The organism is Brevibacillus sp. FW306-2-1A-C05A, assembly GCF_058781555.1.
Map to the genome: position 1 here is coordinate 49,607 of NZ_JBYSWV010000016.1, position 24,228 is coordinate 73,834.

Consider the following 24,228-nt stretch of genomic DNA (forward strand, 5'->3'; position numbering starts at 1 on the left):
AAAAAAATACCCCAACGGAAAGTCGGGGTATCTCTTCCTTACGTGAATACAGGCAGCATCAGATTGAGCAAAAACAACCCGGCGATGACGTACAGCAAGGCAGGCACTTCCCGGCGCTTGCCCAGCGCGAGCTTCATCAGCGGGTACGCCACGAAGCCGAAAGCGATGCCGTCCACGATGCTGTAGGACAGCGGAATGATCGCGATAATCAAAAAGGCGGGGAAGCCCTCCGAAAAGTCTTTCAGATTGATGTTTTGCACATTTTGCAGCATCAGTGCCCCGATGATGATGAGCACAGGCGCAACCGCGCCGTCCGGAATCATTTTCACCACCGGAATCAGGCCGAGCGAGAACAACAGAAGCGTCCCGGTGACGAGCGTGGTCAGCCCGGTCCGCCCACCTGCCGCGATTCCGGCTGCCGTCTCTACCGTGGATACGGTCGGACTCGTTCCCAGGATGCCGGAGATAGCCGCCGACAAAGCATTTGCTTGCAGCGAGCGGCGGAACTTTTGCGGCTGGCCGATCATCGCCGTATGCCCGTGCAGCAAGCCGATGTTTTCAAACACGATCACCAGCGCAAGCGAAAAGGTCGCGATCCAGAACGGCAAGGTCCAGATGGCGGAAAACGACATGCCGCCCAATACTTGTCCGTACTGCGCAAACGAAAACGTCTCTCCTGTCCCCGGCTCGACGATCCCGAACAAAAAGCCAAGTCCCGTACCAGCCGCAATCCCGATCAGGAAGTTGCCGGGGACATTGCGCACAAACAGGATCAGCGTGAGGAGGAGCGTTACCAACGTCACGAGCACATGCGGGCTGGACAAATCGCCCAGCGCGACGAATGTGGACGGATTGGTGACGATCAGGCCGCCTTTTTGCAGCCCGATAAAGGTCAAAAACAAGCCGATGCCTACCGTAATCGCTTCCTTCAGCGAAGCGGGAATCGCATTGGACAAAATCGCCGCCGCGCGGGTAAAGGCGATGACGGTAAAGATCAGGCCGGAAACGAATACAGCCGCCAGCGCTTCCTGCCAGGTGAGGCCCATCGACTGGCAGAGCGTATAGGTGAACAGCGCATTAATCCCCATGCCGGGGACGAGGATGATCGGGGCATTCGCCCAGAAGGCCATTAACAGCGATCCGATAAAAGCGGTCAGAACAGTCGCCAAAATCCCTGCCTCCATCGGGATTCCGGCATCCTGCAAAATCGAAGCGTTTACGGCAACAATGTAGACAATGGTGACAAAGCCGATAAATCCGGCGATCAGCTCCCGTTGAAACGTCGTGTCGCAAGCGCGCAAGTGAAACAGCTTATCCAGCCACGTACGCACGTCTATTTCCCTTCCTTCTTTCGTCGTCTCTCGATGTTTTGCTGAAACATATGCTATCATAGCAACAACAATATGAAAAATATCGAGTAAATCTGATTTTCATATCGAAATCATATAGTTGAGCAAAACGAAAGAAGGATGACACGTGGATATACGGCAATTGCGCTACTTTATCGCCATCGCGGAGGAAGGCCAAATTACAGGGGCGGCGAAACGGCTGAACATGGCCCAGCCTCCTTTGAGCCAGCAGCTCAAGCAAATGGAGGACGAGCTGGGCGTCACGCTCGTGGAGCGCTCCGGGAAGCGGATGGAGCTGACCGAAGCCGGGCTTACCTTGTACCGCCAGGCGCTCAACATCGTCCACCAGATGGAGGAAGCGCTCTCCGAAGTAAAAGAAACGGGCGAAGGCATTCGCGGGACGCTGTCCATCGGGGTGAGCGCCTTGTCCGCCTACCGTCTGCCGGAGCAGATTCGCCTGTTTCAGCAAAAATATCCGCTCATTACCTACAAAGTCTGGAAGGGCGATACCCAACTGCTCAACCAGTGGCTGGAGCGACGCACCATCGAGGTCGCGATCGTGCGCCTGCCCCACTCGCTCAACAACTGCACGATGATTCCGCTGGAGGAAGAGGCGTTCGTCCTGATCGTCCCCGCAAGCTCGCCGTATGCGGACCGCACCGAGATTCACATGCGGGAAATCGCCAAGCTTCCGCTCATCATGCCCAGCCTGCCCGGCCTTGGCATTTACGACCTGATCGTCAAAGAGTTTTCGCGCCTTGGCGTTGCGCCGCACGTCATCTGCGAATGCCCGGACATCTCGCTGATCGTCAGCATGGTCGCCGCTTCCGTCGGCTCGTCCATCGTCCCGATTTCCGCCTGGGAGACGCACAAGAGCGAACAAATCCGCGGAATCAGGCTTGCCGGGACGTCCATTTACTCGTCTGCCGCTGTCGTCTGGCAGTCGGGCCGACACTTGTCCAAGGCTGCCAAGCGGTTTATCGAGACGTTTTCGTAAACGAGTAGAAACCGAAACAAAAACCCGTGCGCACAGCCATCTGCTACGCGCACGGGTTTTTGTGGTATAATTTGTAAAAAACCACAAAAAAGGCATGATCGAATTTGCAAAGCACACCAAAAGTACGCGTACAACCAAAATCATACTGGCAATTGACGGTAGTGATCGCGCTCTTTTTCAGTTGGTTCATCGTCTGGGAAAACGCAAAGGAGCGCCACCACTTTGCCACCGATGAGCTGGTTTACACGAAGTCGCTCTTTTCCGACGTCATGTACAAAATCGAATACGAACGGGATCGGGCAGGAAATGTTGTAGCATACCATACGGTTTCCGGCCCTGACTACGTTCGGGAGCGGCTGATTCCTGCCGAGAGCACCGAGTCCACATGGATAAAGCTGCAAAACGAAGTGCACCGCTTGCTTCACGGGGAACAAGAGCTAGTCTTTTTCCTCGCCAATATCGTCTATTTCCTGCTCTCTGCCCTTATTTTCCGCCCCTACTATTCGCAGCTTCGCTTCCGAAAAACGGCGCTATTGCTTTGCGGCGGGTTCTTTCTTTTCCTCTGCTTTTCGGCTGGGGATGCGTGGGTGAGTACAAGGGCAACCAAGGCTGCGCCGATGGCTTGGCGCAGCCAAGTTTTCCAATGCGCTAAGCTAGTTCCGCTCCGACTTCACCTCTATGCCGTGTCTGCGAAACAGCGCCGCCGTCACGCCAGCTCCCGGCACCTTTTTCCCGGAAAACTGGCCGTCGTACACGAACGAGCTGCCACAGGACGGGCTGTTTTCTTTCAGGATGGCAGACGTCGCCCCGACCGTTTGCGCCAGCCTCAGCGCCTGATAAGCGCCCGCCACAAATTCAGCCGTCACGTCACAGCCTGTCTGGTCGATAATTTTTGCCCGCCCATCCAGCACGTCGTTTCCGTCTCCCCCGACAATCTCCGCTGGCGGACGCGGAGTAGGCAAGCCGCCCAACTGCTCCGGACAGACAGGGATTACTTTGCCGTCCCGTAGCAACTGCTCCAGTTCCTTGTCCAGACACGATTTTTGGTCGTAGCGGCATTCGCAGCCGATCAGGCAAGCGCTAATCATTTTCACAAGCGATCCCCCTCCCATGTGTTTACAGCTTGCGCAGCTTGACGCTTTGCACCATGTGGTCCTGTCCCTTGTTCAAAATCAACTGGGCACGGACGCGCGTCGGCAAAATGTTTTGCACCAAGTTGGCTCCGTTGATCTCCGTCCAGATGCCTGTCGCCACCTCTGTCGCTTCCTCGTCAGACAGGCTCGCGTAGCGCCGGAAATACGAGTTCGGATCGGAAAATGCCGTCTGGCGCAGCAGCTTGAACCGCTCCACGTACCATTGCAAAATATCTTTTTCCTCGGCGTGCACGTAAATCGAAAAATCGAAAAAGTCGGAGACGATCACCTCGGAAATGTGCGGCTCGTCGCCTTTTGGCGGCTGGAGCACGTTCAAGCCTTCCACGATCAGGATGTCGGGCTGGCGGACAGTCTGCCATTCCCCTGGCACGATGTCATAGACGAGGTGGGAGTAGACCGGGGCCTTGACCTCGGGAAGACCGGACTTCACATCGGCCAAAAAGTTGATAAAGCGGCGCAGGTCGTAGCTTTCCGGGAAGCCTTTGCGCTTCATGATCCCCCGTTCTTCCAAGACGCGGTTCGGATACAAAAAGCCGTCCGTCGTCACCAGATCGACCTTGGGATGATTCGGCCAGCGCGACAAAAGCGTCTGCAAAATACGCGCTGTCGTGCTTTTTCCGACCGCCACGCTTCCGGCGATCCCGATGATAAACGGCACCTTGCCGTCCTGGTTGCCCAAAAACGTATGCGTCGCCTGATACAGCTCCTGCATGCCGCCGACGTACAAATTCAGCAGCCGGGACAGCGGCAAGTAAATATCGGTCACTTCAGTCATGGATATATTTTCGTTCAACCCCTGCAAACAGGCGAGCTCTTCGTCTGATATGGTAAGCGGTGTGGAGGCCCGCAGCGCTCTCCACTGCTCGCGATTAAACGTAACGTAGGGTGATGCCATGGGAATGTACATCCTTTCCATCATGAAAGTGCTTTCTTTGTTTCATCACAAGGTAAGTTTACACTAGCATGCCTCTCTTGGGAACAAGAGGGATGTCCCAAATAGAGCCACAGCACCTTCTTTGTTTATGGAAAACAGATGCGCACCCACGGAAAATCCCGCCTCGCTGTTACGTCGCCGTCGCTGCCGGACCTGTTGCGGGCATGCGCTTTTTTTCTTCCAGCTCCCACTTTTGCGCCTGCTCGTCCCAGCGATATTTGGCAAGGTGGTTGCTTCCCAGCCCGTCATTGTATATGACGACAGCCACTGGCTCGTCTTTTTTCAAAAAGACGGCAGGAATACTGCCCTTGTAGGCCGTTCCGCGCTCCACCATCGGCTGGCGGGAAAGCAACCTGATCTGTTTCAGCGCGTCTTGCTTCCACCCCATGTCTGTATAGATCGCGTTTTGCTTGTAATCGTGGAGGTACGCATACGCCGACAGCGACAGCCCGAAGCTTTGCAAAAACTGTTCATGCCGCTGCTCGCGGTCCAGCGCAAATTTCACGTCCGCATGCAGCGACAAGCTGTTGGTCAGAAACAGGACGTTTTTGACCGCATACAAATACGTCGGGCCGCTCGCCGAAAGCGGCAGGAGATCCTCCCGCAGCTTCGCCCCCTGAAACGTATAAGTGACCTCCTTCGGGCGAGTGAAGTCCTCCACGATCTTGATTTGATCGGCCCGGTACCCTTCCGGAAAAAAGAGGATGTGCACCTTCCTGTACGGTTCCTCCAACAGAACGGCTTCCTGCGCCTCGGCAAAAACTCCCGCCAACGGAGAAGCGGAAATTTTCGCTGCGTGTACTCCGCCGTACAAGGCCATGATCTCGATTAGCTGAGCCGCGCGCTGACTGAGTACCGCTTCGCCATAGGGCGCTTCCAATGGATGTTTGCCCCCTTGATTGCTCACACCAACCTGAAGGCCGACGCCGACCGTGACCGCCAGCACGATTCCGGCAGCAACCGCCCCTCCGATTCGCGGGAGCGCGCTTTTCCGTCTTTTTGCCTGTGCGAGAATGTTCTGCTCCATGCGTGCCTTCCGCTCGTCGTCGAGCTTCCACGCTTGCCGTTCGACTGTTGCCAATTGGCGCAATCCTTTTTCTACGTCCACGGTTCTCCCTCCTTTAGCAACAGCTTTTTCAGCTTTTCGCGCGCGCGGTGCAAACGGGTGTAGACAGCGCCGGGCGATATGCCGAGAACCGCCGCGATCTCTTCCGCGCTTAGTTCTTCGTAGTAGTGGAGAACCAGCATTTGCCGATGACGATACGAAAGCTTCGCCATACAGCCTGCCAGTTGGCGCCACTCTTCTTTTTGCAGCACTTCCTCTTCCAGCCCGGAAAAGCCAGGCACAGCCGGTTCCGCCTGATACAGCAAATGCCGAAACGACCACGAGCGCATGTAGCGTTTGCACTCATTTACCGCAATCCGATACAGCCACGTCTCGATTTTGCTCTCTCCGCGAAAGCGCGGCAGGTGCTGGTACGCGCGCAAAAACACTTCCTGGGCAATATCTTCTGCGACCTGCCTGTCCTGGACAAGCCAGCAGCAGAGACGGTAAATCCGGTACAGATGAGCGTCCATGATCGCTTCCAGCGAGACGTCGACTGTCGTGCGAAGAATCGAGAGCGACGGCAGCAGTTCTTTGTCTCTCAGCGTCCTCCCCTCCCTTTCAGCATTTAGATACCGCAGCCCGCATTTTCTTACACGTTTTTTGGCGAATCCACAAATTCTTATCTGGATAAAAAAGCAAGCTGACACCGACGGCATCAGCTTGCTCTCCTGCTTGCGCTTATTTTCCCAAATACGCCTGCAGCATCCACACATGCTTTTGCAGGCTTTCGCTCATTCCCAAAAACATGTCGCCCGTCGCTTCGTCATCGGCTGCCTCTGCGGCGACGATCCCTTCCTTCAGCTCGCCGATCAACGTCGTAAAGTCGTTCACGACCGCCTGCACCATCTGCTCGGCTGTCTCGCCAGAAGCCGCTTCCTTGATCGAAGCCTGCTCGATACAGGCCTTCATGGTCGAGACAGGCTGGCCGCCGACGGCAAGCAGCCGCTCCGCCAGATCGTCCACATATGTCGCCGCCTCGTTGTACAGTTCCTCGAACTTGGCGTGGAGCGTAAAGAAGTGCGGACCTTTTACATACCAGTGGAAATGGTGCAGTTTCACATACATCACAGACCAGTTGGCAACCTGTTTATTTAAGACATCGGTGACGGGCCGACTTATCGTCATGCTCATGAAAAGGACGCTCCTTTCTCTGATGAAAAAGATACAGCGTCTGTAGTGTTCCGCCGCTCGCCTCATCCTATACCCGGACCCTGCCTTGAAAAACGGCGTGTGAGAAGCCTGCGTTATTTTTCCTGCAAGCTGGCCGCCCGCTCCTGCAAAAAGGTGATCGCGTTGTACGTCTGCATCGCTGTGCCGATCACCAGGCTACGCTCATCGAGGTCAAAGCGCGGATGGTGAACAGGATAGACGAAGCCTGCTTCCTCATTGCGCACCCCGAGGTGGTAAAAGGCGCTCGGGACATGCTCCGCGAAAAAGGCGAAATCTTCCACGCCCAGGCTCGGCAGCTCGTTCACCTTGACCCGCTCTCTTCCGAGCAGTTCTTCGCCGCACTTTTTCACCAGGTCGACCATAGCGTTGTCGTTGATGAGCGAGGTGTAGCCTTCCTCGAACGCCACCTCTGCCGAGCCGCCGAGACTTTTCGCCGTCAGTTCGGCTACCTCGCGCACGCGCTCTTTCACCATTGCCCGCACCTTTTTGTCCAGCGTCCGGATCGTTCCGGTCAGCTTCACTTCCGAGGCGATGATGTTGCTTGCCGTCCCGCCAGCGATCATGCCAAGCGAAAGCACCGCCGAGTCGCGCGGGTCGACGTTGCGGCTGATGATCGTCTGCAGGGCGGTAATGACGTGAGCCGCGATCACGATTGCGTCCTTGCCGTTGTGCGGGTAGGCTCCGTGCCCGTTTTCCCCGCGGACGACAATGTGCACATCGTCAGAGGCCGCATTCATCTGTCCGTACTTGACCGCGATGCTACCGACAGCCAGCTCAGGCGATACGTGCAAGCCAAAAACCGCTTCCACGCGCGGGTTGTCGAGCACGCCTTCGCGGATCATCGGCAGCGCCCCGCCCACCGTCTCTTCCGCAGGCTGGAAAAACAGCTTCACGCTGCCGGACAGTTGCTGCTTCTGCGCCGCGAGCAGCCGCGCCGCACCGAGCAGGCACGTCATGTGGGCATCGTGGCCGCAGGCGTGCATCCGTCCGGCGATTTGCGAGCGGTACTCCACGGCGTTTTCCTCTACAATCGGCAGCGCGTCCATGTCGCCGCGCAGCCCGACGACAGCTCCTGGCCGTGCGCCTTCAATCAGTCCGACGACACCTGTGCCCGCCACTTTTGCATGCGGAATCCCCAACTCGTTCAAGTAGGCGCTAATTTTTTCCTGTGTGCGAAACTCCTCCAGCCCAAACTCGGGAAATTGATGAAAATCGCGGCGAACTGCCCTCAGCCAAGCTCCTGCGCTTGCTGCATGATCCAGTCGTTTTGTCCGGGACTCATACGGTCACACTCTCCTCTACCGCGAGTATTCTTGAAGTCGCGTCAAGCGTAGCCTCGACGCCGAAGGGCAGCGCCATATTGTAAGAGCCGTGCCCGATCTGCACGTTCCAGATCGTCGGCTTTCCGTAAGGCACGACGATGTTTTGGAACACGTCCCAGACGGAAAAGCCTTCGCGCTTCTTCGGCTCGCAGTTGGTCCACGTGCCGATGACGATGCCTGCGCAATCGGCGAACAGGCCGCCGAGCGCAAGCTGTGTCAGCATGCGATCTACGCGATACGGCTCCTCGTCAATGTCTTCCAGAAACAGGATTTTGCCGCGGGTATCCACCTGATACGGCGTGCCCATTAGCGTGGCGATCAAAGCGAGGTTTCCGCCGACAATCGGGCCGTACGCCTGCCCTTCCACGAGACAGAGAATGTCCTCTCCCGGCGGGTTGATGATCGGCCCGAGCGGCTCAGGCCGGGTCAGCGCCCGCAGCAAATACTGCCTGGTCCAGTCGTCCAGGCCGTGCGCAATATCCGAGGTCGCCATTGGCCCGTGCAAGGTCGCCAGATGCGATACCTGTCCAAAAGCGGCGTGCAGCGCAGTAATGTCGCTGTACCCGACAAACAGCTTCGGATTTTGCGCAATGAGGTCGTAATCGAGCAGCGGCAAAATTTGCGGGGACCCGTAACCGCCGCGCATGCACATGATGCCGTCCACCTCGTCGTCGGCAAACATCGCGTTCAGCTCGCCTGCCCGTTGCTCCGGGGTGCCCGCCAAATAGCCGCCGTACGTCTCATAGCACGTCTGCCCGACCTTTACCTTGAAGCCCATCTCCATGATCGCGGCCACTGCCTTGCCCAGCACCTCTTCCGTAGCGGGACTGGAAGTGGCGACCAGCCCGATTGTATCTCCTGCCCGCAATGCTTTTCCTTTATTCATCCGACACGTCTCCCTTTATCAATTGTCCATCTGTCCACAGCGGCCCTTGCGCAAGCAGCTTTTGCACACACGTATGCGTTCCCTCATCCGTTCATGACTTTTTCAATATTGCAAAAACAATGCCAACAAGCTGCCCGCTCCCTGTATGTACAGCGGCTATTCACGGCCGCATACAAGCACCGCCCATTCGCGCAGGAACCATCCTGCATGCTATTCACGCGCGAATAGCGATTATTCACCTGTGAATACCCACTTTCTCAGCTTCCGGCTGGCGGATGGCTGGCTGATGCCGAGCGCTTCCGCTACTTTTGTCGTCGTCTTGTGCTGCTCGTAGGCGCGCTGCAGCAACTGCCGTTCGACTTCCTCCATCGCCTCCTGCATCTGCATCACCCGCTCGACCTTGATGCCGCCCAAGGCGCTATCCTCGTGGCTGTGGATGTACCGGGGGATTTGCGTCGGCGTAATGAGGACGTCAGGGGCGGTCACCACGAGCCGCTCCACTACATTTTCCAATTCGCGCACATTGCCTGGCCAATCGTATTCCGCGAGAATCCGGAAGCAGGCGTCGGAAAGCTGCCGATCCAGACAGTACTTTTCGCAAAAAACGCCCAGGAAATAATGGACGAGCACCGGAATTTCCTCGCGGCGTTCCCGCAGCGGCGGAATTTCCAGCGGCACGACGTGAATCCGGTAGTACAAATCTTCGCGAAACCTGCCCTCTTTGACCATTTGCCGCAAGTTTTGGTTGGTGGCGGTAATCAGCTTCACATCGACCTTGCGCGGAACGGCGCTGCCTACGGGCGTAATCGTTTTTTCCTGCAAGACGTTGAGCAGCTTCACCTGCAAGGCGAGCGGCATCTCTCCGATCTCGTCCAAAAACAGCGTGCCGCCGTTCGCCTTTTCGATCAGGCCCGCTTTGCCGTCCTTGTCCGCTCCGGTAAACGCTCCTTTTTCGTACCCGAACAGCTCCGATTCCAGCAACGTCTCCGGGATCGCTCCGCAGTTGATGTGGACGAACGGCTTGTCTGCGCGCGGGCTGCACTCGTGGATGTACTTCGCGAGCACGCCTTTGCCGACGCCCGATTCTCCCAGTAAAATCATGGACGACTCGACCTGCGCCAGCTTTTCCGCCAGCGCGGTGACCTGCTCCATCGACTGGCTGCGGTAGACGAGACTGATTTTGCCTTTTCGCCTGCTGTTCTCCTTTGTCATTTCGCTTTGCAAAAGGCCGCCGACGTACTTGCGCTCATTTTGCTCCTGCTGCAACTGCTCGTGGTCGGTAATGTCAATCGACGTGTTGACGACTCCGCAAAAGTTGCCGTCCGCGTCCCAGAGCGGGGTGCCCTCGACCAGCAGCCGGCGTTTTTTCCGGGTCGTCTGGATCGTGTGCACCTTTTTCCGATCGCGAATGACGCGCATCGTAATCGTCGGGGAAAAATAGCCCAGATGGTAAAATTCCTCAATCGGCTTGCCGATCATTTCCTGCGGATCGATCCCGAAAAACTCTTCGTAGCGCCCGGAGCAATACAGTGTCCGTCCTTTTTCATCCGTCACGTGAACGATGTCAAACAGCCCGTCCAATATGGCTTCAAAGTCGATCATGCCCGCCTGCCACCCCCTGTCTCATGCTCGTCGACGCGCACGTAGCGATTCGTCGGCCTGCCGACTCCGCCGTAGCTGACGTCGATTCTCACCATCCCGGCCTTCTCCAGGTAGTCCAGATAGCGCCTCGCCGTCACCCTGGCGATGCCTACCCGCTCCGCCACATCTTCCGCCGACAGCGCCTGGTCCTCGTTGTCGAGCTGGCGAATGATCTGCTCTAACGTCACTGCGTGTAGCCCTTTTGGCAGCGGACTCAGCTTGCTGCCTGTGCCTGCCGAAGCCGAGCGAGCCTGTTCCTCTTCGCGCTCTGACGCCCCGCGAAACAAAAGCTGGTCTACCTCATCCTGCGAAGCCGCCCCTGCCTGTTCGATCTTCTGGCGAAACTCGCGGTAGGTTTCCAGCGACTTTTTCATCCGGTCAAACGCGAACGGCTTGATGATGTAGTCCATCGCGCCGCCGCGCAGCATCGCCTGAATCGTCGCCTTGTCCTTGGCCGCGGTCACCACGATGACATCGACGTCCTGACCGGCCGCGCGCAGCTCCGCGAGCGCTTTGACCCCGTCCTGAATCGGCATGAAAATGTCCATGATGACCAAGTCCGGCCCCAGCTCCTGCACCATCCGCACGCCGTCGGCCCCGTTCGCCGCCATCCCGACGACGGTGAAGCCTGGCACGCGCTCGATAAACTGCTTGTTGATCTCCTGCACCATCGGATCGTCTTCCACTACCAGTACGCGAATGCTGTCCGTCTCCACTATTCGTCCACCTCCTTCATCGGGAATGTAATCATGAAGCTCGCTCCTGCTCCCGGCCGGGAATGGCAGACCAGCTCGCCCCTTCCTTTTCGCACCAGTTGATGCACCAGGTGCAGACCGAGTCCGCGGTTCGCCCGGCTTTTGGTGGAGAAGCCTCTTTCCAGCATCTTCTCGCGCGTCTCTTCGTCCATCCCGATCCCGTTGTCCTCCACGAGAATCGAGCACACCTCTTCATCCTGCTCGATGCTGATCGTAATCTCCTTGTCCGCACGCTCGCACTGCTCCAGCGAGTCAAATGCATTTTCGATCAGATTGCCCAAAATGAGCACGAAGTTGTGGTGGTCCATGTAGGGTGGAAATTTTTCCAGGTGGCTCATCCTGTCGATGACCACGCGAATGCCCAGTTCCTTGCCGCGACTGACCTTGCCGATCAACAGCCCGGACAAGTTTTCATCCATGATCCGCGTCGTCAGAAAAGACGTCAGTTCCTCCTGCTCCTCGTTGATCTCGAACAGGTAGGCGAGCGCCTTGTCGTATTGGTTGAGCTGCAGCAAGCCCGCGATCGTGTGCAGCTTGTTCATGTGCTCGTGGTTTTGGACGCGGAGGGCGCCGACAAACTCCTTGACCCCTGTCAGTTCCTCCGCCATCCGCGCAACCTCTGTCCTGTCCTGGAAGATGGCGAGGGCGCCGACGATCTTGTCCTCGACTTTAACCAAAAAGCGGTTGGACCAGAGCAAGGCATTGCCTACGTGCAGTTCGGTGTTCGTAAAGTTTTGCCGCAGTTCCAGCACCTCGGGCAAGCGGGTGTCGGGCAGTACCGAGCGAATGGATTTTCCCAATACGTCTCCCTCGATCCCGAAAATTTGCTTGGCCCGATCGTTGAAAATCGTGATGTGCTCCCGGTTGTCGATGGCGATGACCCCTTCGTGCATGGCGTGGAAGGTTGCCGTCCGCTCGACCAGGATGCGCGCGATCTGCTCCGGCTCCAGATCGAGCATCTGCTTTTTGATGTGGCGAGCCAGCAAATAGCTGCCCCAGACGCCGACCAAAAGCGAGAGAATCAGCGTCAGCGCGATGTTGCCGCGCTCGCTTTTCATGACCTCCCACGTGCCGGGCATCACCCGGCCCACCAGCACCACCCCGACCTGCTGGTGCTGCTCGTCCATGATCGGCACGTAAGCGCGAAGCGCCGTGCCCATGTCCCCTTTCACCTTTTGCAAATAGGAGTGCTCGGAATACGCCTCCTCGACAGCCGCATCCTCGAACACGGTGCCGATCCGCTCGTCCAGCGGGTCGGAGTAGCGCACCCGCTCCATATTCAAGACGACGATGTACGTCACGTCATTGACGACTCTCAGCTTGTGCGCCGTCGGGTTGATCTGCCGCCAGCCGTCCGGCTCCTGGATGCTTTCCTGCACCAGCGGAATCTGGGCGACAGTGCGGGCGATCGTCATCAGCCGTTGGCCAAGCTGATTTTCCGTGACCCGAATCATGCCTCCCACAATAATCAGCAGCCCAATAACCAGAGAGAACAGCACGATTCCCACCGAAAGCAGCATAATCTTCCATTTGATCGTTAACTGTTTGAACAGACCAGCTCTTCCTTTCCAGTGGGGATTGCTTGCTTCTCTATATTTTGGTACAGTACATCCAGCAAATCAACTGATCGTGGGCAGGTGAAAAAAGATGAAATCTTTTCTGAGCATCGCGCTGTTTGTGATGATCGCGCTTGTGAGCGCTGTCATGATCGGCTTCGGGACAGACCTGTCGATGGCGAAGCTCGGCTATGACGAGGTGCAGGAGGGACTGTCCGAGCGCATCATCATCAAATTCAGCCACGTGGTTGCGGAAAACACGCCAAAAGGCTTGACGGTGGAACGGTTCGCGCAGCTTGTCAAAGACAAGACTCACGGACGCGTCGAGGTGCAAGTGTTCCCCAACAGCGTGCTGCACTCCGAAAAGACGGAGATATCGGCCCTGCAAAACGGCGAGGTGCAAATGATCGCGCCTGCGTTCTCCCACCTGTCGAGCATGATTCCCGCCTGGGCTGTGCTCGAATTGCCCTATCTGTTTCGGACGCAGGAGGACGTGGAAAACGTATTCAACGGCGAAATCGGGCAAATGCTGTTTTCCACGCTGGAACAATCCGATATGAAGGGGCTGGCCTTCTGGTCGAGCGGCTTCAAGCAGATGACGGCGAATCGCCCGCTGATTACGCCAGACGACTTCGTCGGCCAACGTTTTCGCATCATCCCGAGCGCCGTGCTGGAAGCGCAGTTTCGCTCTTTTCATGCCATTCCGATCGGCTCGTACTTCGGCGACCTGTACAGCATGCTGGCGAGCGGAAAAGTGGACGGCGAGGAAAACACGATTTCCAACGTGTACACGAAGCGGCTGTATCAAGTGCAAAAGTATATGACCATCAGCGACCACGGCTTTCTCGGCTACGCGGTCGTCATTAATCAATCGTTCTGGAACAAGCTCCCCCCGGATATTCAGCAAGCGATCACAGAGGCGATGCAGGAAGCGACCGCGTACAACAATCAACTGGCTGTTTCCATGAACGCGAGCCAACTGCGCATGCTCCAGGAGCAGAAAAACATCCAGATCCACGTGCAGACAGAAGAAGAGCGCGCAGCCTGGATTCAAGCCGTGCAGCCAGTCTACGACAAGTTCGCAGACAGCATCGGGGCTGACTTGATGGAAAAAATCAGAGAGCTTCACCAGAGACGGTGAAGCTCTTCCGCTCTCGCCCGTCTTTACGTCTGCTTAGGCAGGATGAGGGTAAAGACCGAGCCCTGTTCACTGCTTTGCCGAAGCATGAGGTCGCCGCCCAGCGCTTTGGCCATCATGCGCGAGTACGACAGCCCAAGTCCCAGCCCCCGCACCTTGTCTTTTTTGTTGCTGCCGCGAAAAAACCGCTCGAAGACAAGCGGCTGCTCCTCTGCCGGAATCCCGTGTCCGTTGTCCTTCACGTCGATGCGCATGTCGCCTTCGGTTTCGTACAAAACAAGCTGGATGCTCCCCTCGGCCTCTGCTTTTCCGATCGCCTGTCTCGCGTTGTTGAGCAGGTTGGTCAAAATTTGCTGGACGCGGCCCGGGTCAACAAAAACGGTCACAGATTTTTCCGGGATGACGACCTCAAACGAGATCGCCCCCAGGTCTTGCACGATTCGCCACTGCGAGGCGATTTCCCTGACCAGCTTGCTGATGTCCTGCTCCTCCTTGTGGACGGTAATCGCCCCTACGGCAAACGAGTTGAAATCGAGCAAGTCCTCGACCATTTTTTGCAGACGCCTTGTTTCGCGCAGGCATATCTCCAAAAATTCCTTCTGCTCTGCCCCCGATACGACTTCATCGTTAATCGCCTGGACCAGCCCGCTGATCGAGGTCACGGGCGTTTTCAGCTCGTGCGTTACTCCGGCCAACAGCTCTGTCCGCATGCTTTCCAGTTGGCGCAGGCGGTCAGCCATCTCCTTGAACGTGTAGACCAGCTCGTGAATTTCCCGTTCCTGGATTGGCTGCGTGATCGCGACATCGTAGTTGCCTTCCACGATTTTGCGCGCCGACAGCACGACTTGCTGAATCGGCTCCGACAGCCGCCGGGAGTGAAAGTAAATGACCGCCCAGCCAAGCACGCCAAGGCTGCCGAGCATGATGACCAAATATTGCAATTGCTCCCGGCCGATTTTGATATCGGTCTCGGGAAAAAGCAAAATGACCTTCCCGATAATATTGTCATTATATTCCAAATTTTTCCTGATGACGTACAGCGTGTCGCCCGATGCCTGCTTGATCCTGTCTGCCGTATCAGCCTGCTCAAGCAAGCCGGGAAGCGCTTTTTCCAGCGTGGGCGGCAGCATTCCCGGGCGGCTGTAGATGACCTCTCCCTGATTGTTTTTAATAAACAAGACCAGGTTGCGATCCACCCCCATGAACTTGCGCCGGTTGTCCAGCACCTGATGCAGCTTGGCCCCCACCAAAATGTCGCCTTCGTCGTCTACGACCCGATCCGCCACTTCCTCGGCGAACAGCCGGGTCACCTCAATCTGCTTTTCCACCGCAGCATATTTGATCCAGTAGGCAGACACGGCCCCGACGATGAGCAGTCCTACGACCAGTGTCAGCAGGTAGCGGGTCGTCCAGTAGCGCAGGAGCGAAACGGGTTCCTTTTTTTTAGTAAACACAGAATTGATAACCCACCCCTCGCAGCGTCTTGATCTCGCCTTCGTGGGCGGGCCAATTTTCCAATGTTTTTCGCACGCGCTTGATGGCGAGATCCACGGCGCGGTCGCTGCCCCCGTAGTCCATTCCCCACACCTGCTCAATCAACTGCTCGCGGGTAAAGGTCTGGTTCGGGTTTTGCGCCAGAAAGAGCAGCAGCGACAGGTCACGCGGATGAAACACCAGTTCCAGCCCGTGCAGCGTGACGTGGTGGGACTGGAAATTGATTTTCAGGCTGCCGAAAAAGCGCGTCTCCTGGTCTTTGACCAAAATCACCGAGCGGCGCAGCACAGCATTGACCCTCGCCACCACTTCCTCGGCGACAAACGGCTTTGTTATGTAGTCGTCGGCTCCCTGGTTCAGCCCTTTCAGCTTTTGATCGGTCTGTCCCAGCGCCGTCATAATAATGACCGGACAGGCGCTTTTTTCCCGAATATACTGCAGAATCTCCCAGCCGCTTCGCTCGGGAAGCATGAGATCCAAAAGAACGAGATCCGGTTTTTTTTCGTCAAACAGGCGGATCGCTTCGATGCCGTCTTCAGCCTGCCAGACCTCATAGTCCGCTTTTTGCAGGTACGCTTTCAACACGCGCGAGATCACCAGTTCGTCTTCTACCAACAAAATGCTTTTGCTTTTCATAGGCTTCCTATTCTCCCATTCGCGATTGCTCGCATGGTCCTCTCTTTCTGCTACGTACTACTATACTATCAGTTTACCCCTTTCTTTTTATAATTGGATTTGCGTGTTTTTGGAAAATAGGAAAAAAGCCTTGCCCCCTTACAGGAGACAAGGCTTTTTGACTGCCATTAGTTGATAATGTCGTCCTCGAAGTAGATGTCGCCATCGCTTGCATCGCCTTCAAAGTCGTATTTTTTCTTGTCGTTGTTGCTGGTGTCGACGATCTCGCCTACCACGTCTGCATCGTCGAATTCATCCCAGATGTCCTCGATGACGTTAATCACGAGGTCTTCATAGTCGGAATCGTCCAATTCGTCCTCGTACTCATCGAAGTCGAGAGCGATTTCTACCTCGATCTCATCTTCGTCGCCGCTCAGGGTAATATCCCACTCAGCGCCGCGGAAGTCTTCGTAATCGTCATTCAGAGCATCTTCCAAGTCATCCAGTTGATCGTCGAAATCGTCGTCGTCATCTTTGTTTTTCGCATCTTCCAGATCGTCTTCCAGATCGGAAATTTGCCGGTTCAGCGTGTCGATTTTGCTTTGCAGGCTGCGGATTTGGGCATCGCGCGCTGCCAGTTCAGCCGCATGCTGGGCATCAGCCTGGTCTTTTACCGTGATAGTGTACGTATTGCCATCCCAGACGACTTCCTTGTTGAACACGCCTGCCATCATGCGCAGCGGAATGTAGGTGGTTCCGTTGACGATGAATGGTTCGATCGTAGTCGGAACGGCAGCGCCGTTATACAAAACCTTGATATTGTTGTACTTCGCCTGCAAGTTTTTTGTTCCAGTCGCTGCCTGAGAGCCAGTCGGCAGCAAGCTTGTCGCAAGAACCACCGCTGAGAAAACTGCTAGATACTGTTTTTTAAACATCGAAAATCCTCCTTCTCCCGGTTGTCTTTTTCATGTCATGTCGCTATGTACATAACTTACTTTACCTACTGATCGTGTCGAGCGTATGTCAACATTGCATTTTTTTCCTTTCCAGTTTCAGGAGAGTCCATGACCAAAACGACCAAAACAACCAATATGACCGTATCATTTTCAATTTTTTGTCCATTCTATACAATGCGAAATAGATGAGTGAAGCGCTTACAACAGCATTTCTAAAGACGAAAGAGAAAAGGGGTCGGTTCGATGCGGATCAACTTTAAAAACCTGACCGTTCAGGTTGTGATTGCCATCATCCTCGGGATTATCGTCGGGCATTTTGCTCCCAAGTTCGGCGCAGAACTGAAAGTATTGGCAGATATTTTTGTGAAGCTGATTAAAATGGTCATTCCGCCGATTGTGTTTTTCACCGTCGTCAACGGAATCGCGAGCATGGGCGACATGAAAAAGGTCGGGAAGATCGGCGGCAAGGCGCTGATTTATTTTGAAATCGTTACCACGATCGCGCTCGCCATCGGGCTGCTCGTCGTCAACCTCATCAAACCGGGCGAAGGCTTCGACAAAACGGGCCTGACAAGCGGCGACGTAAGCAAGTACACAGAGGCGGCTGCGCAGTCGAGCCACGGCTTCGTTGATTTTATCGCCAGCATCATCCCGGAAAACGTCGTCGGTGCCATGGCAAAAGGCGAACTGCTTCCTATCCTGTTCTTCGCTGTCCTGTTCGGGCTGTCGCTCGCGGCAATGGGTCCTGCCTCCCAGCCTGTCATCAAGCTGTTTGACAAGCTGACACACGGATTTTTCGGCGTCGTCAACATGATTATGAAAGTGTCCCCGCTGGCGGCATTCGGTGCAATGGCTTACACGATCGGCAAATTCGGCATCGGCTCTCTTACCCGTCTGGGCCTGCTGATGACAGCGGTGTACATCACCATGTTTTTGTTCATCGTCCTGGTGTTGGGCGGTATCGCCCGCTACTACAAATTCAGCATCTTTTCGTTTATCAAATACATTCGCGAAGAAATTTTGCTCGTGCTTGGCACCTCCTCCTCGGAATCTGCACTCCCGCGGATGATGGATCGTCTGGAAAAGTACGGCTGCTCCAAATCGGTTGTCGGCCTCGTCGTTCCTACAGGCTATTCGTTCAACCTGGACGGAACCTCGATCTACCTGTCGATGGCGGCCATGTTCATCGCCCAGGCTTACGGGGTTGATCTCAGCATCTGGCAACAGTTGACGCTGCTCGGCATTTTGATGATTACGTCCAAAGGCGCGGCGGGCGTGACAGGCTCCGGCTTCATTACGCTGGCGGCTACACTGGCAGCTTTCCCGATGATTCCGGTCGAAGGCATTGCCTTGCTGCTCGGGGTTGACCGCTTCATGTCCGAGGCGCGTGCGATTACGAACCTGATCGGAAACGGCGTAGCAGCGGTTGTCATCGCCAAACAAGAAGACGAATTCCATCCGGAACGCGTCCAGCAAGCGAGTGACACGCCAGAGCCAGACTCTGGGCAGGAAGCAGAGAGCAAAGCGATCTTGGCCTAACAACATGATATGTGCCGCTGCTTCTGGCTATAACACAAGGGAACCCTTCTCGTGGGTTCCCTTGTTTCGTGACAGGCTCTTCTTTTCTCAGGCAAGTTTTTGACACGGATACACCATCCGCCAAAATTCATGCGCACTGGTGGAAGAAGGGTGCTCCTTGCTCAGTCATGTGGCCATGTCTTGCGCAGGTCCTGCTCGAACTGGCGCAGATGTTTGATCCGCTTCTGCGCAGCCTGGTATTCCTCCAGCCAGTGCTCCTTTTCCCGCTCGCGGATGATTTCTGCTTTTTTCTCCAGCTCCCGCACCTCATTGCGCAAGGCAATCACGATGTCCAGCAGCTCATCCATCTCCATGGAGCGCATGTCCTGAATAAAATGCCATTCGGCTTCGGTTAAACGATATTGCTTGTTGGCCACGCTTCATCACCCTTAAAAAATGTGTCAAATCTGTGCGAATTTGTTGCATCTATGTGAATTTGGATTCATTCCAAAAAGCGGATGCCGCTTCGTGTATAATAATGGATAATAGGTACGTATGTCGACAATGCCACCGTGCATGCACCGGGATTATTACTAAAATAGCACCGGAATGGTTATAATTCCAAATGATTATCGGCGACATGCAAAAGCGCTCTTTCGCGCCAAAGAGCGACTACCTAATATAAATTACAGATGTGAATTTGGAGGAGGCTGTTGCATGTTCTCTATTCGAGAAACAGATTTGCCGGGCATCGGCAGAAAATACCAGGTGGAAACAAAAAGCGGCGATAAGCTGGTCATCGTCATTCACGATGACGGACGCCGGGAAATGTACCATTTTGATCGCGAAGATCCGGACGACAACATTTCGATGGTGACCCTCGATGATGACGAGGCCCGGCAAATTGCCGCAATCGTCGGCGGGCTGACGTACAAGCCATCCGCTTTGGAAACAGTCGAGGTCGCATTGGACAAGCTAATGATCGAGTGGTACAAGATCGAACCGGGTGCACGCGCGATCGGCAAGACCATCGGCGAGCTGGACGTGCGACAGGAGACCGGAGCCACGATCATCGCGGTCATTGACAAAGATCACAAGCAAACGATCAACCCGGGCCCCGAGTATGTGCTCTGTGCAAGCTCCACTCTAGTTGTAGCAGGTGAACGAAAGCAGGTGAAGGCGCTCAAGACTATTCTCAGCAACGGGGGTGATTGACCTTGGAGCACATCGTGTTTGAAGTCGGCCTTGCGCTCGCTCTGATAGCCATCGCCGGCTTTCTCTCCATCAAGCTGAAGTTCTCCATCGTCCCTTTTTACATTTTGGTCGGGATGGTCGTCGGTCCGCACGCGCCCGACATCGGCCTGTTCGACCTTCGCTTTATCGACAGCGCTCCGCTCATCGAATTTATGGGCAGAGTCGGGGTGCTTTTTCTATTGTTTTACCTCGGTCTTGAATTTTCGGTAGGGCGGCTCGTCAAGGCAGGCCGCTCTATTGCGATTGGCGGCACGATCTACATCGCCATCAACTTTACGCTCGGTCTGCTGTTTGGCTGGGCTGCCGGCTTTCCGCTCAAGGAAATGCTGATCGTCGCCGGAATCACCACGATTTCCTCCAGCGCGATCGTGGCCAAAGTGCTGGTCGATCTCAAGCGCACCGCCAATCGCGAAACCGAAATGATTCTCGGCATCATCATGTTCGAGGACATCTTTTTGGCGGTGTACATCTCGATCGTCTCCGGGCTTGTCCTCTCCGGTGCCACTTCGCTTGGCGGCGTGCTCTCTTCCGCCCTGATCGCGCTGGGCTACATGCTTTTGCTCATCATCGTCGGACGCAAGCTCGTCCCCTTTTTGAACCGCGCGCTGAACATCAAATCGAACGAAGTGTTCATGATTACGGTGTTCGCCGCCCTGTTTTTGATTGCGGGTTTTTCCGAGACTATCCATGTAGCTGAAGCCATCGGCGCACTGCTCGTGGGGCTCGTATTAGCGGAAACACAACATATGAAACGCATCGAACATCTGATACTGCCATTTCGCGACTTTTTCGGCGCCATGTTTTTCTTCAGCTTCGGGTTGACGATTGATCCCTTGTCGCTCGGGGGAGCCGTCTGGCTGTCCATCGTGGCGGTCATCATCACGCTCGTCGGCAACGTCGCCGCCGGTCTGCTCGCAGGCCGCAGCGCCGGACTGCCGCCCAAGGCTTCCACGAACATCGGGCTGACAATCGTTTCTCGTGGTGAGTTTTCCATCATCATGGCTAATCTGGGAAAAGCGGGCGCACTCATGGATATCCTGCAGCCGTTCGCCGCGCTGTACGTGCTTATCCTGGCGATATTAGGCCCTCTTTTGACCAAGGAATCCAAGCTCATCTACCAGTTGCTGAATGCCGTGCTTCCTCTGGACCGGGGCAGCAAAAGCAAATCGCCGGAAAACAATCCCGGCAACTGATTGAACCGATTGCGGATATTCGCAGCTTTCCCAGTCAGGCTGGTGGTGGTTGGCCTTTGCCATCCTTTCACGTTTAACAAAAATGACTGCACGGCAGCCTGTTCTCATCCAGCGGGCTGCTTTTTTTCGCGCTCGCACGAGGTTCTCGTTTTGGCTTTGGAGCTGGTCTTGGGTCAGGCGACGACGCAACTCGCATCCGTACATGAGCATGAGAGATGGCCGCCCGCAAAGACCGGCGTCAAAAACGGCCGCTGCGCGTGCCCGGCTCACTTTACTGCATCCCCGCCAGCGTCTTTTCCATCCATTCGTAGCTCATCGGGCCGATGTACTTTTCGCGGATCACGCCATTGCTGTCGATGAGGAAACTGGTCGGAATGGAAATGGCTTTGTACGCGCCGGATACGTGCTTTTCGTCATCGAGCAGCACGGGAAAAGTCATGCCGTACGCCTGGACAAACGCTTCGACATCTTCTGGCTTCGTCTCCGTTGTTGTCAGGTTGACGCCCAGGATGACGACACCGTTCGCCTTGTTTGCTTCGTAAAACCGCTGCATGTCCGGGATTTCCGCCCGACACGGCGGACACCAGGTCGCCCACAAGTTGACGATGACTTTTTTTCCGCGCAAATCGGACAGCTTCACCTTGCCGCCACCGAGCTGCCGCAGCTCAAAGTCTGGCGCCAGGTTGCCTTTTTTCAACCCGATCGGCACGCTGCCCGGCTCGCTTGTCGCCGCATTTTCCGCTCCTGTGTCAAGGACGTATGCATCCACGACACCCCACGCCAGCAAGGCGACCAGCACGACAACCGCCCATATGTGATTACGCTTCATCCAACGCCTCTCCTTTCGCTTGGGTGGCGCGCCTGGACAAAAACAGCAGCAGCAGGGCGCAGCCGTAATAAGCGAGCTGCTCCGCAGAAAGTCCCAGCAGCACCGCTTGGCGAGGCTCGAAGTAAAACAGCACGTAGACCTGCCCGATCGCATACCACATGAGCGGCGCAAGCCAGGCAGGCAGCTCGGTGAGTGCTTCTCGCACACGTTGCAGCCAGCCGAGGAACAACAGACAGAGCACGAGCTGCTGGCCATGGTACCACACGCCGCCTTTTTCCAGCAAAGCCGTCAGCAGATGGTGCACGCCAGCCGCAGCCAAAAAGCCGATCGCCATCGCCCAGGCCACGAGCTGGACCGGCAAAGCTTTTTTGCGCACCGTCACCACGAGGTAGACCGCAACCGCCACGGCTGCCAGCCACGCTCCGCTCTCGCCCCCGGAGAAGTAGAGGATCGACGAAGGATTTTGCAGCATTTGCTCCAGATGAAACAGCGCATAGCTGAGCTTCCAGACGAGAAAGGCGAGAACGACCGCGTTGCTCAGCAGCTCTGTGATGGCAACTCTTGTCGCCCTCTCTTTTGGAAACAAAAACGTAATCGCAAGAAAGCCGCTGGCGATGGACACGATCACGGCCAGCGTGCTCATTTTCAACAAAAAGGGACCGATCTGAAAGGCGTCCGACAAAGCTGTTTCCTCCTTGGAAAAGATGGCTTGCGCTTGAAGGAGTTGCATACCATCTATCACCATATCAGGAAAAGGGGAATAATGGAATGCTCCGGGGAAATTTGTGTTGCATGGGCGACTTGGCTGTGCCTGCTGCACGAGTTCGGCGCAGTTTCGCGTGCAGCAGGGCAGGAATCATCCCCAAATGAAAAACACCACCCTCATCAAGTGGCGTTTTTTCAGATGACACCGCTGCTTATTTGTTTTCTGCTCAGTCCGAAAGGCTGATCCATTTTCCGGTATGTCCGTCGACGAAGCCCGGCTCATGGACGAAACGGTACAGAAGCAACGCTTTTGGTTCCTTGGCCTCATCGTCATATTGATTTGACTGGAAGTAGAAAAGTTCAAGCGATTTTTTCACCGTCTGCTCCGTTTTTTTCGCTGTGGCCACATCCACTCTCTGCGCGTTGTTGTCATCAATCACAGGCGGGAGAGGATGTTCTCCCCGAAAATGACTTTCTGCGGTGTCCGGATTGACCCTTACTTCAAATGTAGCGTAGTCAACCAGAGTCCCTTTATGCAACCAGCTAAATTTGAAACTGTAATCTTTCCAATCAGCCGATCTCGGTATAATCTCCGGTTCCAGATAGACATGATCTAGTTGATCTTTGAGTGTGGTTTGTAAAAAATGAATTGCCGCAGCCTTCGCCTGCTCCAGAGTAAACGTTCCTTTTATCCCGTTTCCCTCTTTCGGAGCAGCTACAAGCGGCAAATCTTTCAGGCTCTTGATCGGTTGCTTCGGCTTTGCCAAGGTTCCATACTTGTCCACCATCACACCTGAGATCGCATCGACGAATTGGGGGTCGCCCCGCAAATAATCATAGACTAACATATATTTTTGCTTGTATTTCCCTTGCAAGTTATCAGGCGTTTCCCTATAGTACAAGGTCGGCTCCGCATTTTGCTCCAGAAGTTCCCGCGCTGCCTTTTCTGCCATGATCTTGCTTGCGTCGGGCACCTCTCCCTCATACCAGTGCCGCACGAAGTGGAGAAGCTTTCCGTCTCCTCCCAAAACTACGTCAATCGAATTGTTTTTGAAAGGAATGCTGTTTTCAACACGTTTAAATTTAATTCCATATCTTGGCGAACCGTATCTCGTATATGTACATTCCTCTGGCTCCATCAGCTTTGCCCGCTCCTCTGAGGGAACGAATTTTGCAAGAAACTGCAACGCTCTCTCACGGGCCATTTGCTTTTGAATCGGGGGAGCAGTGCCAGCGGGTTTAGTGTCATTGTCGTAACGATCGTAGCTCAACAGGCGGCCTGAGACAGGGTGAATTTTATACGAAATGAACGAACCGTCTGGGTGATGCCAGGCGAGAAACCATGCTCCGTACGGTGTCTTGTCCTCTTCGTACGGTTCGAAGTATAGTCCGTAAGAATATTGGTAGCCTGCGGGGATATCCATCCATTTCTTCGCCGCTTCTACAGCCTGTTGTTCTGAAAGAAGCTTTGCGGATTTTTGCTCAACTGCGTGTACCTGTTGACTCACACCTGCGAAACTGCCCACTGCAAATACGGATAAAAGCGTGAGAATCGACATTCGTTTCCAAAATCTTTTTCTGCCAGTATGCCTCATAATTATCTTCTCCTACTCCTGTTTATCGCTCGTCCCGGTACATCTCATGGGAGCTTGAA

General features: G+C 55.3%; 23 protein-coding genes. 5 read left to right on the forward strand and 18 right to left on the reverse strand.

Going from position 1 to position 24,228, the window contains the following annotated elements:
- Positions 1 to 38 precede the first annotated feature (38 nt).
- Positions 39 to 1,331 carry an NCS2 family permease gene (locus tag AC3WJN_RS12025; protein ID WP_007782864.1) on the reverse strand — a complete coding sequence of 431 codons (1,293 nt, stop codon included), beginning with the start codon at positions 1,329 to 1,331 and terminating at the stop codon, positions 39 to 41.
- Between the two features lie 145 nt (positions 1,332 to 1,476).
- Here AC3WJN_RS12025 and AC3WJN_RS12030 point away from each other — a divergent pair, with 145 nt between their 5' ends.
- The gene (locus tag AC3WJN_RS12030; RefSeq protein ID WP_007782867.1) at positions 1,477 to 2,346 is read left to right on the forward strand and encodes a LysR family transcriptional regulator; all 870 of its coding nucleotides are present in this window, start codon (positions 1,477 to 1,479) and stop codon (positions 2,344 to 2,346) included.
- A 653-nt stretch (positions 2,347 to 2,999) separates the two neighbouring features.
- On the opposite strand, the gene AC3WJN_RS12035 is transcribed toward AC3WJN_RS12030, so the two are convergent.
- The 10 genes from AC3WJN_RS12035 to AC3WJN_RS12080 form a co-directional block, all read right to left on the reverse strand.
- Positions 3,000 to 3,440: a 2-thiouracil desulfurase family protein gene (locus AC3WJN_RS12035; protein WP_005832041.1), complete on the reverse strand. Its 441-nt coding sequence runs from the start codon at positions 3,438 to 3,440 to the stop codon at positions 3,000 to 3,002.
- Between the two features lie 22 nt (positions 3,441 to 3,462).
- Positions 3,463 to 4,395, reverse strand: coding sequence for a type I pantothenate kinase (gene coaA / locus AC3WJN_RS12040; protein ID WP_005832040.1), 933 nt, complete (start codon positions 4,393 to 4,395; stop codon positions 3,463 to 3,465).
- 169 nt (positions 4,396 to 4,564) lie between these two features.
- A complete protein-coding gene (locus tag AC3WJN_RS12045; protein ID WP_310670343.1) occupies positions 4,565 to 5,542 on the reverse strand; it encodes a hypothetical protein in 978 nt (325 codons plus the stop codon).
- Positions 5,533 to 6,198 (reverse strand): RNA polymerase sigma factor, encoded by a 666-nt coding sequence (locus AC3WJN_RS12050; protein ID WP_005832038.1) that lies wholly within the window; start codon positions 6,196 to 6,198, stop codon positions 5,533 to 5,535. Before AC3WJN_RS12050 ends, AC3WJN_RS12045 begins: the two co-directional genes overlap by 10 nt.
- A gap of 22 nt (positions 6,199 to 6,220) precedes the next feature.
- Positions 6,221 to 6,673, reverse strand: a complete 453-nt coding sequence (locus tag AC3WJN_RS12055) for a Dps family protein (RefSeq protein WP_007785779.1) — start codon at positions 6,671 to 6,673, stop codon at positions 6,221 to 6,223.
- Between the two features lie 113 nt (positions 6,674 to 6,786).
- Positions 6,787 to 7,974, reverse strand: coding sequence for a M20 metallopeptidase family protein (locus tag AC3WJN_RS12060; protein ID WP_492329273.1), 1,188 nt, complete (start codon positions 7,972 to 7,974; stop codon positions 6,787 to 6,789).
- A gap of 16 nt (positions 7,975 to 7,990) precedes the next feature.
- Positions 7,991 to 8,920, reverse strand: a complete 930-nt coding sequence (locus AC3WJN_RS12065; protein ID WP_007785781.1) for a S66 peptidase family protein — start codon at positions 8,918 to 8,920, stop codon at positions 7,991 to 7,993.
- Positions 8,921 to 9,151: 231 nt separating this feature from the next.
- Positions 9,152 to 10,522: a sigma-54 interaction domain-containing protein gene (locus tag AC3WJN_RS12070; RefSeq protein WP_005832034.1), complete on the reverse strand. Its 1,371-nt coding sequence runs from the start codon at positions 10,520 to 10,522 to the stop codon at positions 9,152 to 9,154.
- The gene (locus AC3WJN_RS12075) at positions 10,519 to 11,277 is read right to left on the reverse strand and encodes a response regulator (RefSeq protein WP_007785784.1); all 759 of its coding nucleotides are present in this window, start codon (positions 11,275 to 11,277) and stop codon (positions 10,519 to 10,521) included. The genes AC3WJN_RS12070 and AC3WJN_RS12075 overlap by 4 nt, the downstream gene beginning before the upstream one ends.
- Positions 11,277 to 12,836: an ATP-binding protein gene (locus AC3WJN_RS12080; RefSeq protein ID WP_007785786.1), complete on the reverse strand. Its 1,560-nt coding sequence runs from the start codon at positions 12,834 to 12,836 to the stop codon at positions 11,277 to 11,279. The genes AC3WJN_RS12075 and AC3WJN_RS12080 overlap by 1 nt, the downstream gene beginning before the upstream one ends.
- A 127-nt stretch (positions 12,837 to 12,963) precedes the next feature.
- Here AC3WJN_RS12080 and AC3WJN_RS12085 point away from each other — a divergent pair, with 127 nt between their 5' ends.
- Entirely contained in the window at positions 12,964 to 14,013 is a 1,050-nt protein-coding gene (locus AC3WJN_RS12085; protein WP_005832031.1) for a DctP family TRAP transporter solute-binding subunit, read from the forward strand.
- Between the two features lie 23 nt (positions 14,014 to 14,036).
- Here the strand turns inward: AC3WJN_RS12085 and AC3WJN_RS12090 are convergent, their stop codons facing one another.
- From AC3WJN_RS12090 to AC3WJN_RS12100, 3 genes are all read right to left on the reverse strand, one after another.
- On the reverse strand, positions 14,037 to 15,464 hold the full coding sequence (locus AC3WJN_RS12090) for a HAMP domain-containing sensor histidine kinase (RefSeq protein ID WP_007785789.1): 1,428 nt from the start codon (positions 15,462 to 15,464) through the stop codon (positions 14,037 to 14,039).
- Positions 15,454 to 16,140 (reverse strand): response regulator transcription factor, encoded by a 687-nt coding sequence (locus AC3WJN_RS12095; RefSeq protein WP_007785791.1) that lies wholly within the window; start codon positions 16,138 to 16,140, stop codon positions 15,454 to 15,456. The genes AC3WJN_RS12090 and AC3WJN_RS12095 overlap by 11 nt, the downstream gene beginning before the upstream one ends.
- A gap of 167 nt (positions 16,141 to 16,307) precedes the next feature.
- A complete protein-coding gene (locus AC3WJN_RS12100) occupies positions 16,308 to 17,054 on the reverse strand; it encodes a stalk domain-containing protein (RefSeq protein ID WP_005832029.1) in 747 nt (248 codons plus the stop codon).
- 264 nt (positions 17,055 to 17,318) lie between these two features.
- Here AC3WJN_RS12100 and AC3WJN_RS12105 point away from each other — a divergent pair, with 264 nt between their 5' ends.
- A complete protein-coding gene (locus tag AC3WJN_RS12105; protein ID WP_007785794.1) occupies positions 17,319 to 18,614 on the forward strand; it encodes a dicarboxylate/amino acid:cation symporter in 1,296 nt (431 codons plus the stop codon).
- Positions 18,615 to 18,775: 161 nt separating this feature from the next.
- On the opposite strand, the gene AC3WJN_RS12110 is transcribed toward AC3WJN_RS12105, so the two are convergent.
- Positions 18,776 to 19,030, reverse strand: a complete 255-nt coding sequence (locus AC3WJN_RS12110) for a hypothetical protein (protein WP_005832027.1) — start codon at positions 19,028 to 19,030, stop codon at positions 18,776 to 18,778.
- A gap of 280 nt (positions 19,031 to 19,310) precedes the next feature.
- On the opposite strand from AC3WJN_RS12110, the gene AC3WJN_RS12115 reads away from it, so the two are divergent.
- Positions 19,311 to 19,808 carry a cation:proton antiporter regulatory subunit gene (locus AC3WJN_RS12115; RefSeq protein ID WP_005832026.1) on the forward strand — a complete coding sequence of 166 codons (498 nt, stop codon included), beginning with the start codon at positions 19,311 to 19,313 and terminating at the stop codon, positions 19,806 to 19,808.
- A gap of 2 nt (positions 19,809 to 19,810) precedes the next feature.
- Entirely contained in the window at positions 19,811 to 21,040 is a 1,230-nt protein-coding gene (locus AC3WJN_RS12120; RefSeq protein WP_005832025.1) for a cation:proton antiporter, read from the forward strand.
- A gap of 271 nt (positions 21,041 to 21,311) precedes the next feature.
- Here the strand turns inward: AC3WJN_RS12120 and AC3WJN_RS12125 are convergent, their stop codons facing one another.
- The 3 genes from AC3WJN_RS12125 to AC3WJN_RS12135 form a co-directional block, all read right to left on the reverse strand.
- Complete coding sequence (locus AC3WJN_RS12125) at positions 21,312 to 21,869, reverse strand: peroxiredoxin family protein (RefSeq protein WP_005832024.1); 558 nt, start codon at positions 21,867 to 21,869, stop codon at positions 21,312 to 21,314.
- Positions 21,859 to 22,551, reverse strand: a complete 693-nt coding sequence (locus tag AC3WJN_RS12130; RefSeq protein WP_007785798.1) for a hypothetical protein — start codon at positions 22,549 to 22,551, stop codon at positions 21,859 to 21,861. Before AC3WJN_RS12130 ends, AC3WJN_RS12125 begins: the two co-directional genes overlap by 11 nt.
- A 250-nt stretch (positions 22,552 to 22,801) precedes the next feature.
- A complete protein-coding gene (locus AC3WJN_RS12135) occupies positions 22,802 to 24,169 on the reverse strand; it encodes a YcdB/YcdC domain-containing protein (RefSeq protein ID WP_327953286.1) in 1,368 nt (455 codons plus the stop codon).
- Between the last annotated feature and the right edge of the window lie 59 nt (positions 24,170 to 24,228).

What these genes read in the sequence shown, in the direction of transcription:
- coaA (WP_005832040.1), bottom strand. Translation starts at nt 4,395, where the DNA reads ATGGCATCACCCTACGTTACGTTTAATCGCGAGCAGTGGAGAGCGCTG.
- AC3WJN_RS12100 (WP_005832029.1), bottom strand. Translation starts at nt 17,054, where the DNA reads ATGTTTAAAAAACAGTATCTAGCAGTTTTCTCAGCGGTGGTTCTTGCG.
- AC3WJN_RS12085 (WP_005832031.1), top strand. Translation starts at nt 12,964, where the DNA reads ATGAAATCTTTTCTGAGCATCGCGCTGTTTGTGATGATCGCGCTTGTG.
- AC3WJN_RS12080 (WP_007785786.1), bottom strand. Translation starts at nt 12,836, where the DNA reads ATGCTGCTTTCGGTGGGAATCGTGCTGTTCTCTCTGGTTATTGGGCTG.
- AC3WJN_RS12070 (WP_005832034.1), bottom strand. Translation starts at nt 10,522, where the DNA reads ATGATCGACTTTGAAGCCATATTGGACGGGCTGTTTGACATCGTTCAC.
- AC3WJN_RS12135 (WP_327953286.1), bottom strand. Translation starts at nt 24,169, where the DNA reads ATGAGGCATACTGGCAGAAAAAGATTTTGGAAACGAATGTCGATTCTC.
- AC3WJN_RS12105 (WP_007785794.1), top strand. Translation starts at nt 17,319, where the DNA reads ATGCGGATCAACTTTAAAAACCTGACCGTTCAGGTTGTGATTGCCATC.
- AC3WJN_RS12050 (WP_005832038.1), bottom strand. Translation starts at nt 6,198, where the DNA reads ATGCCGTCGGTGTCAGCTTGCTTTTTTATCCAGATAAGAATTTGTGGA.
- AC3WJN_RS12115 (WP_005832026.1), top strand. Translation starts at nt 19,311, where the DNA reads ATGTTCTCTATTCGAGAAACAGATTTGCCGGGCATCGGCAGAAAATAC.
- AC3WJN_RS12055 (WP_007785779.1), bottom strand. Translation starts at nt 6,673, where the DNA reads ATGAGCATGACGATAAGTCGGCCCGTCACCGATGTCTTAAATAAACAG.
- AC3WJN_RS12065 (WP_007785781.1), bottom strand. Translation starts at nt 8,920, where the DNA reads ATGAATAAAGGAAAAGCATTGCGGGCAGGAGATACAATCGGGCTGGTC.
- AC3WJN_RS12095 (WP_007785791.1), bottom strand. Translation starts at nt 16,140, where the DNA reads ATGAAAAGCAAAAGCATTTTGTTGGTAGAAGACGAACTGGTGATCTCG.
- AC3WJN_RS12125 (WP_005832024.1), bottom strand. Translation starts at nt 21,869, where the DNA reads ATGAAGCGTAATCACATATGGGCGGTTGTCGTGCTGGTCGCCTTGCTG.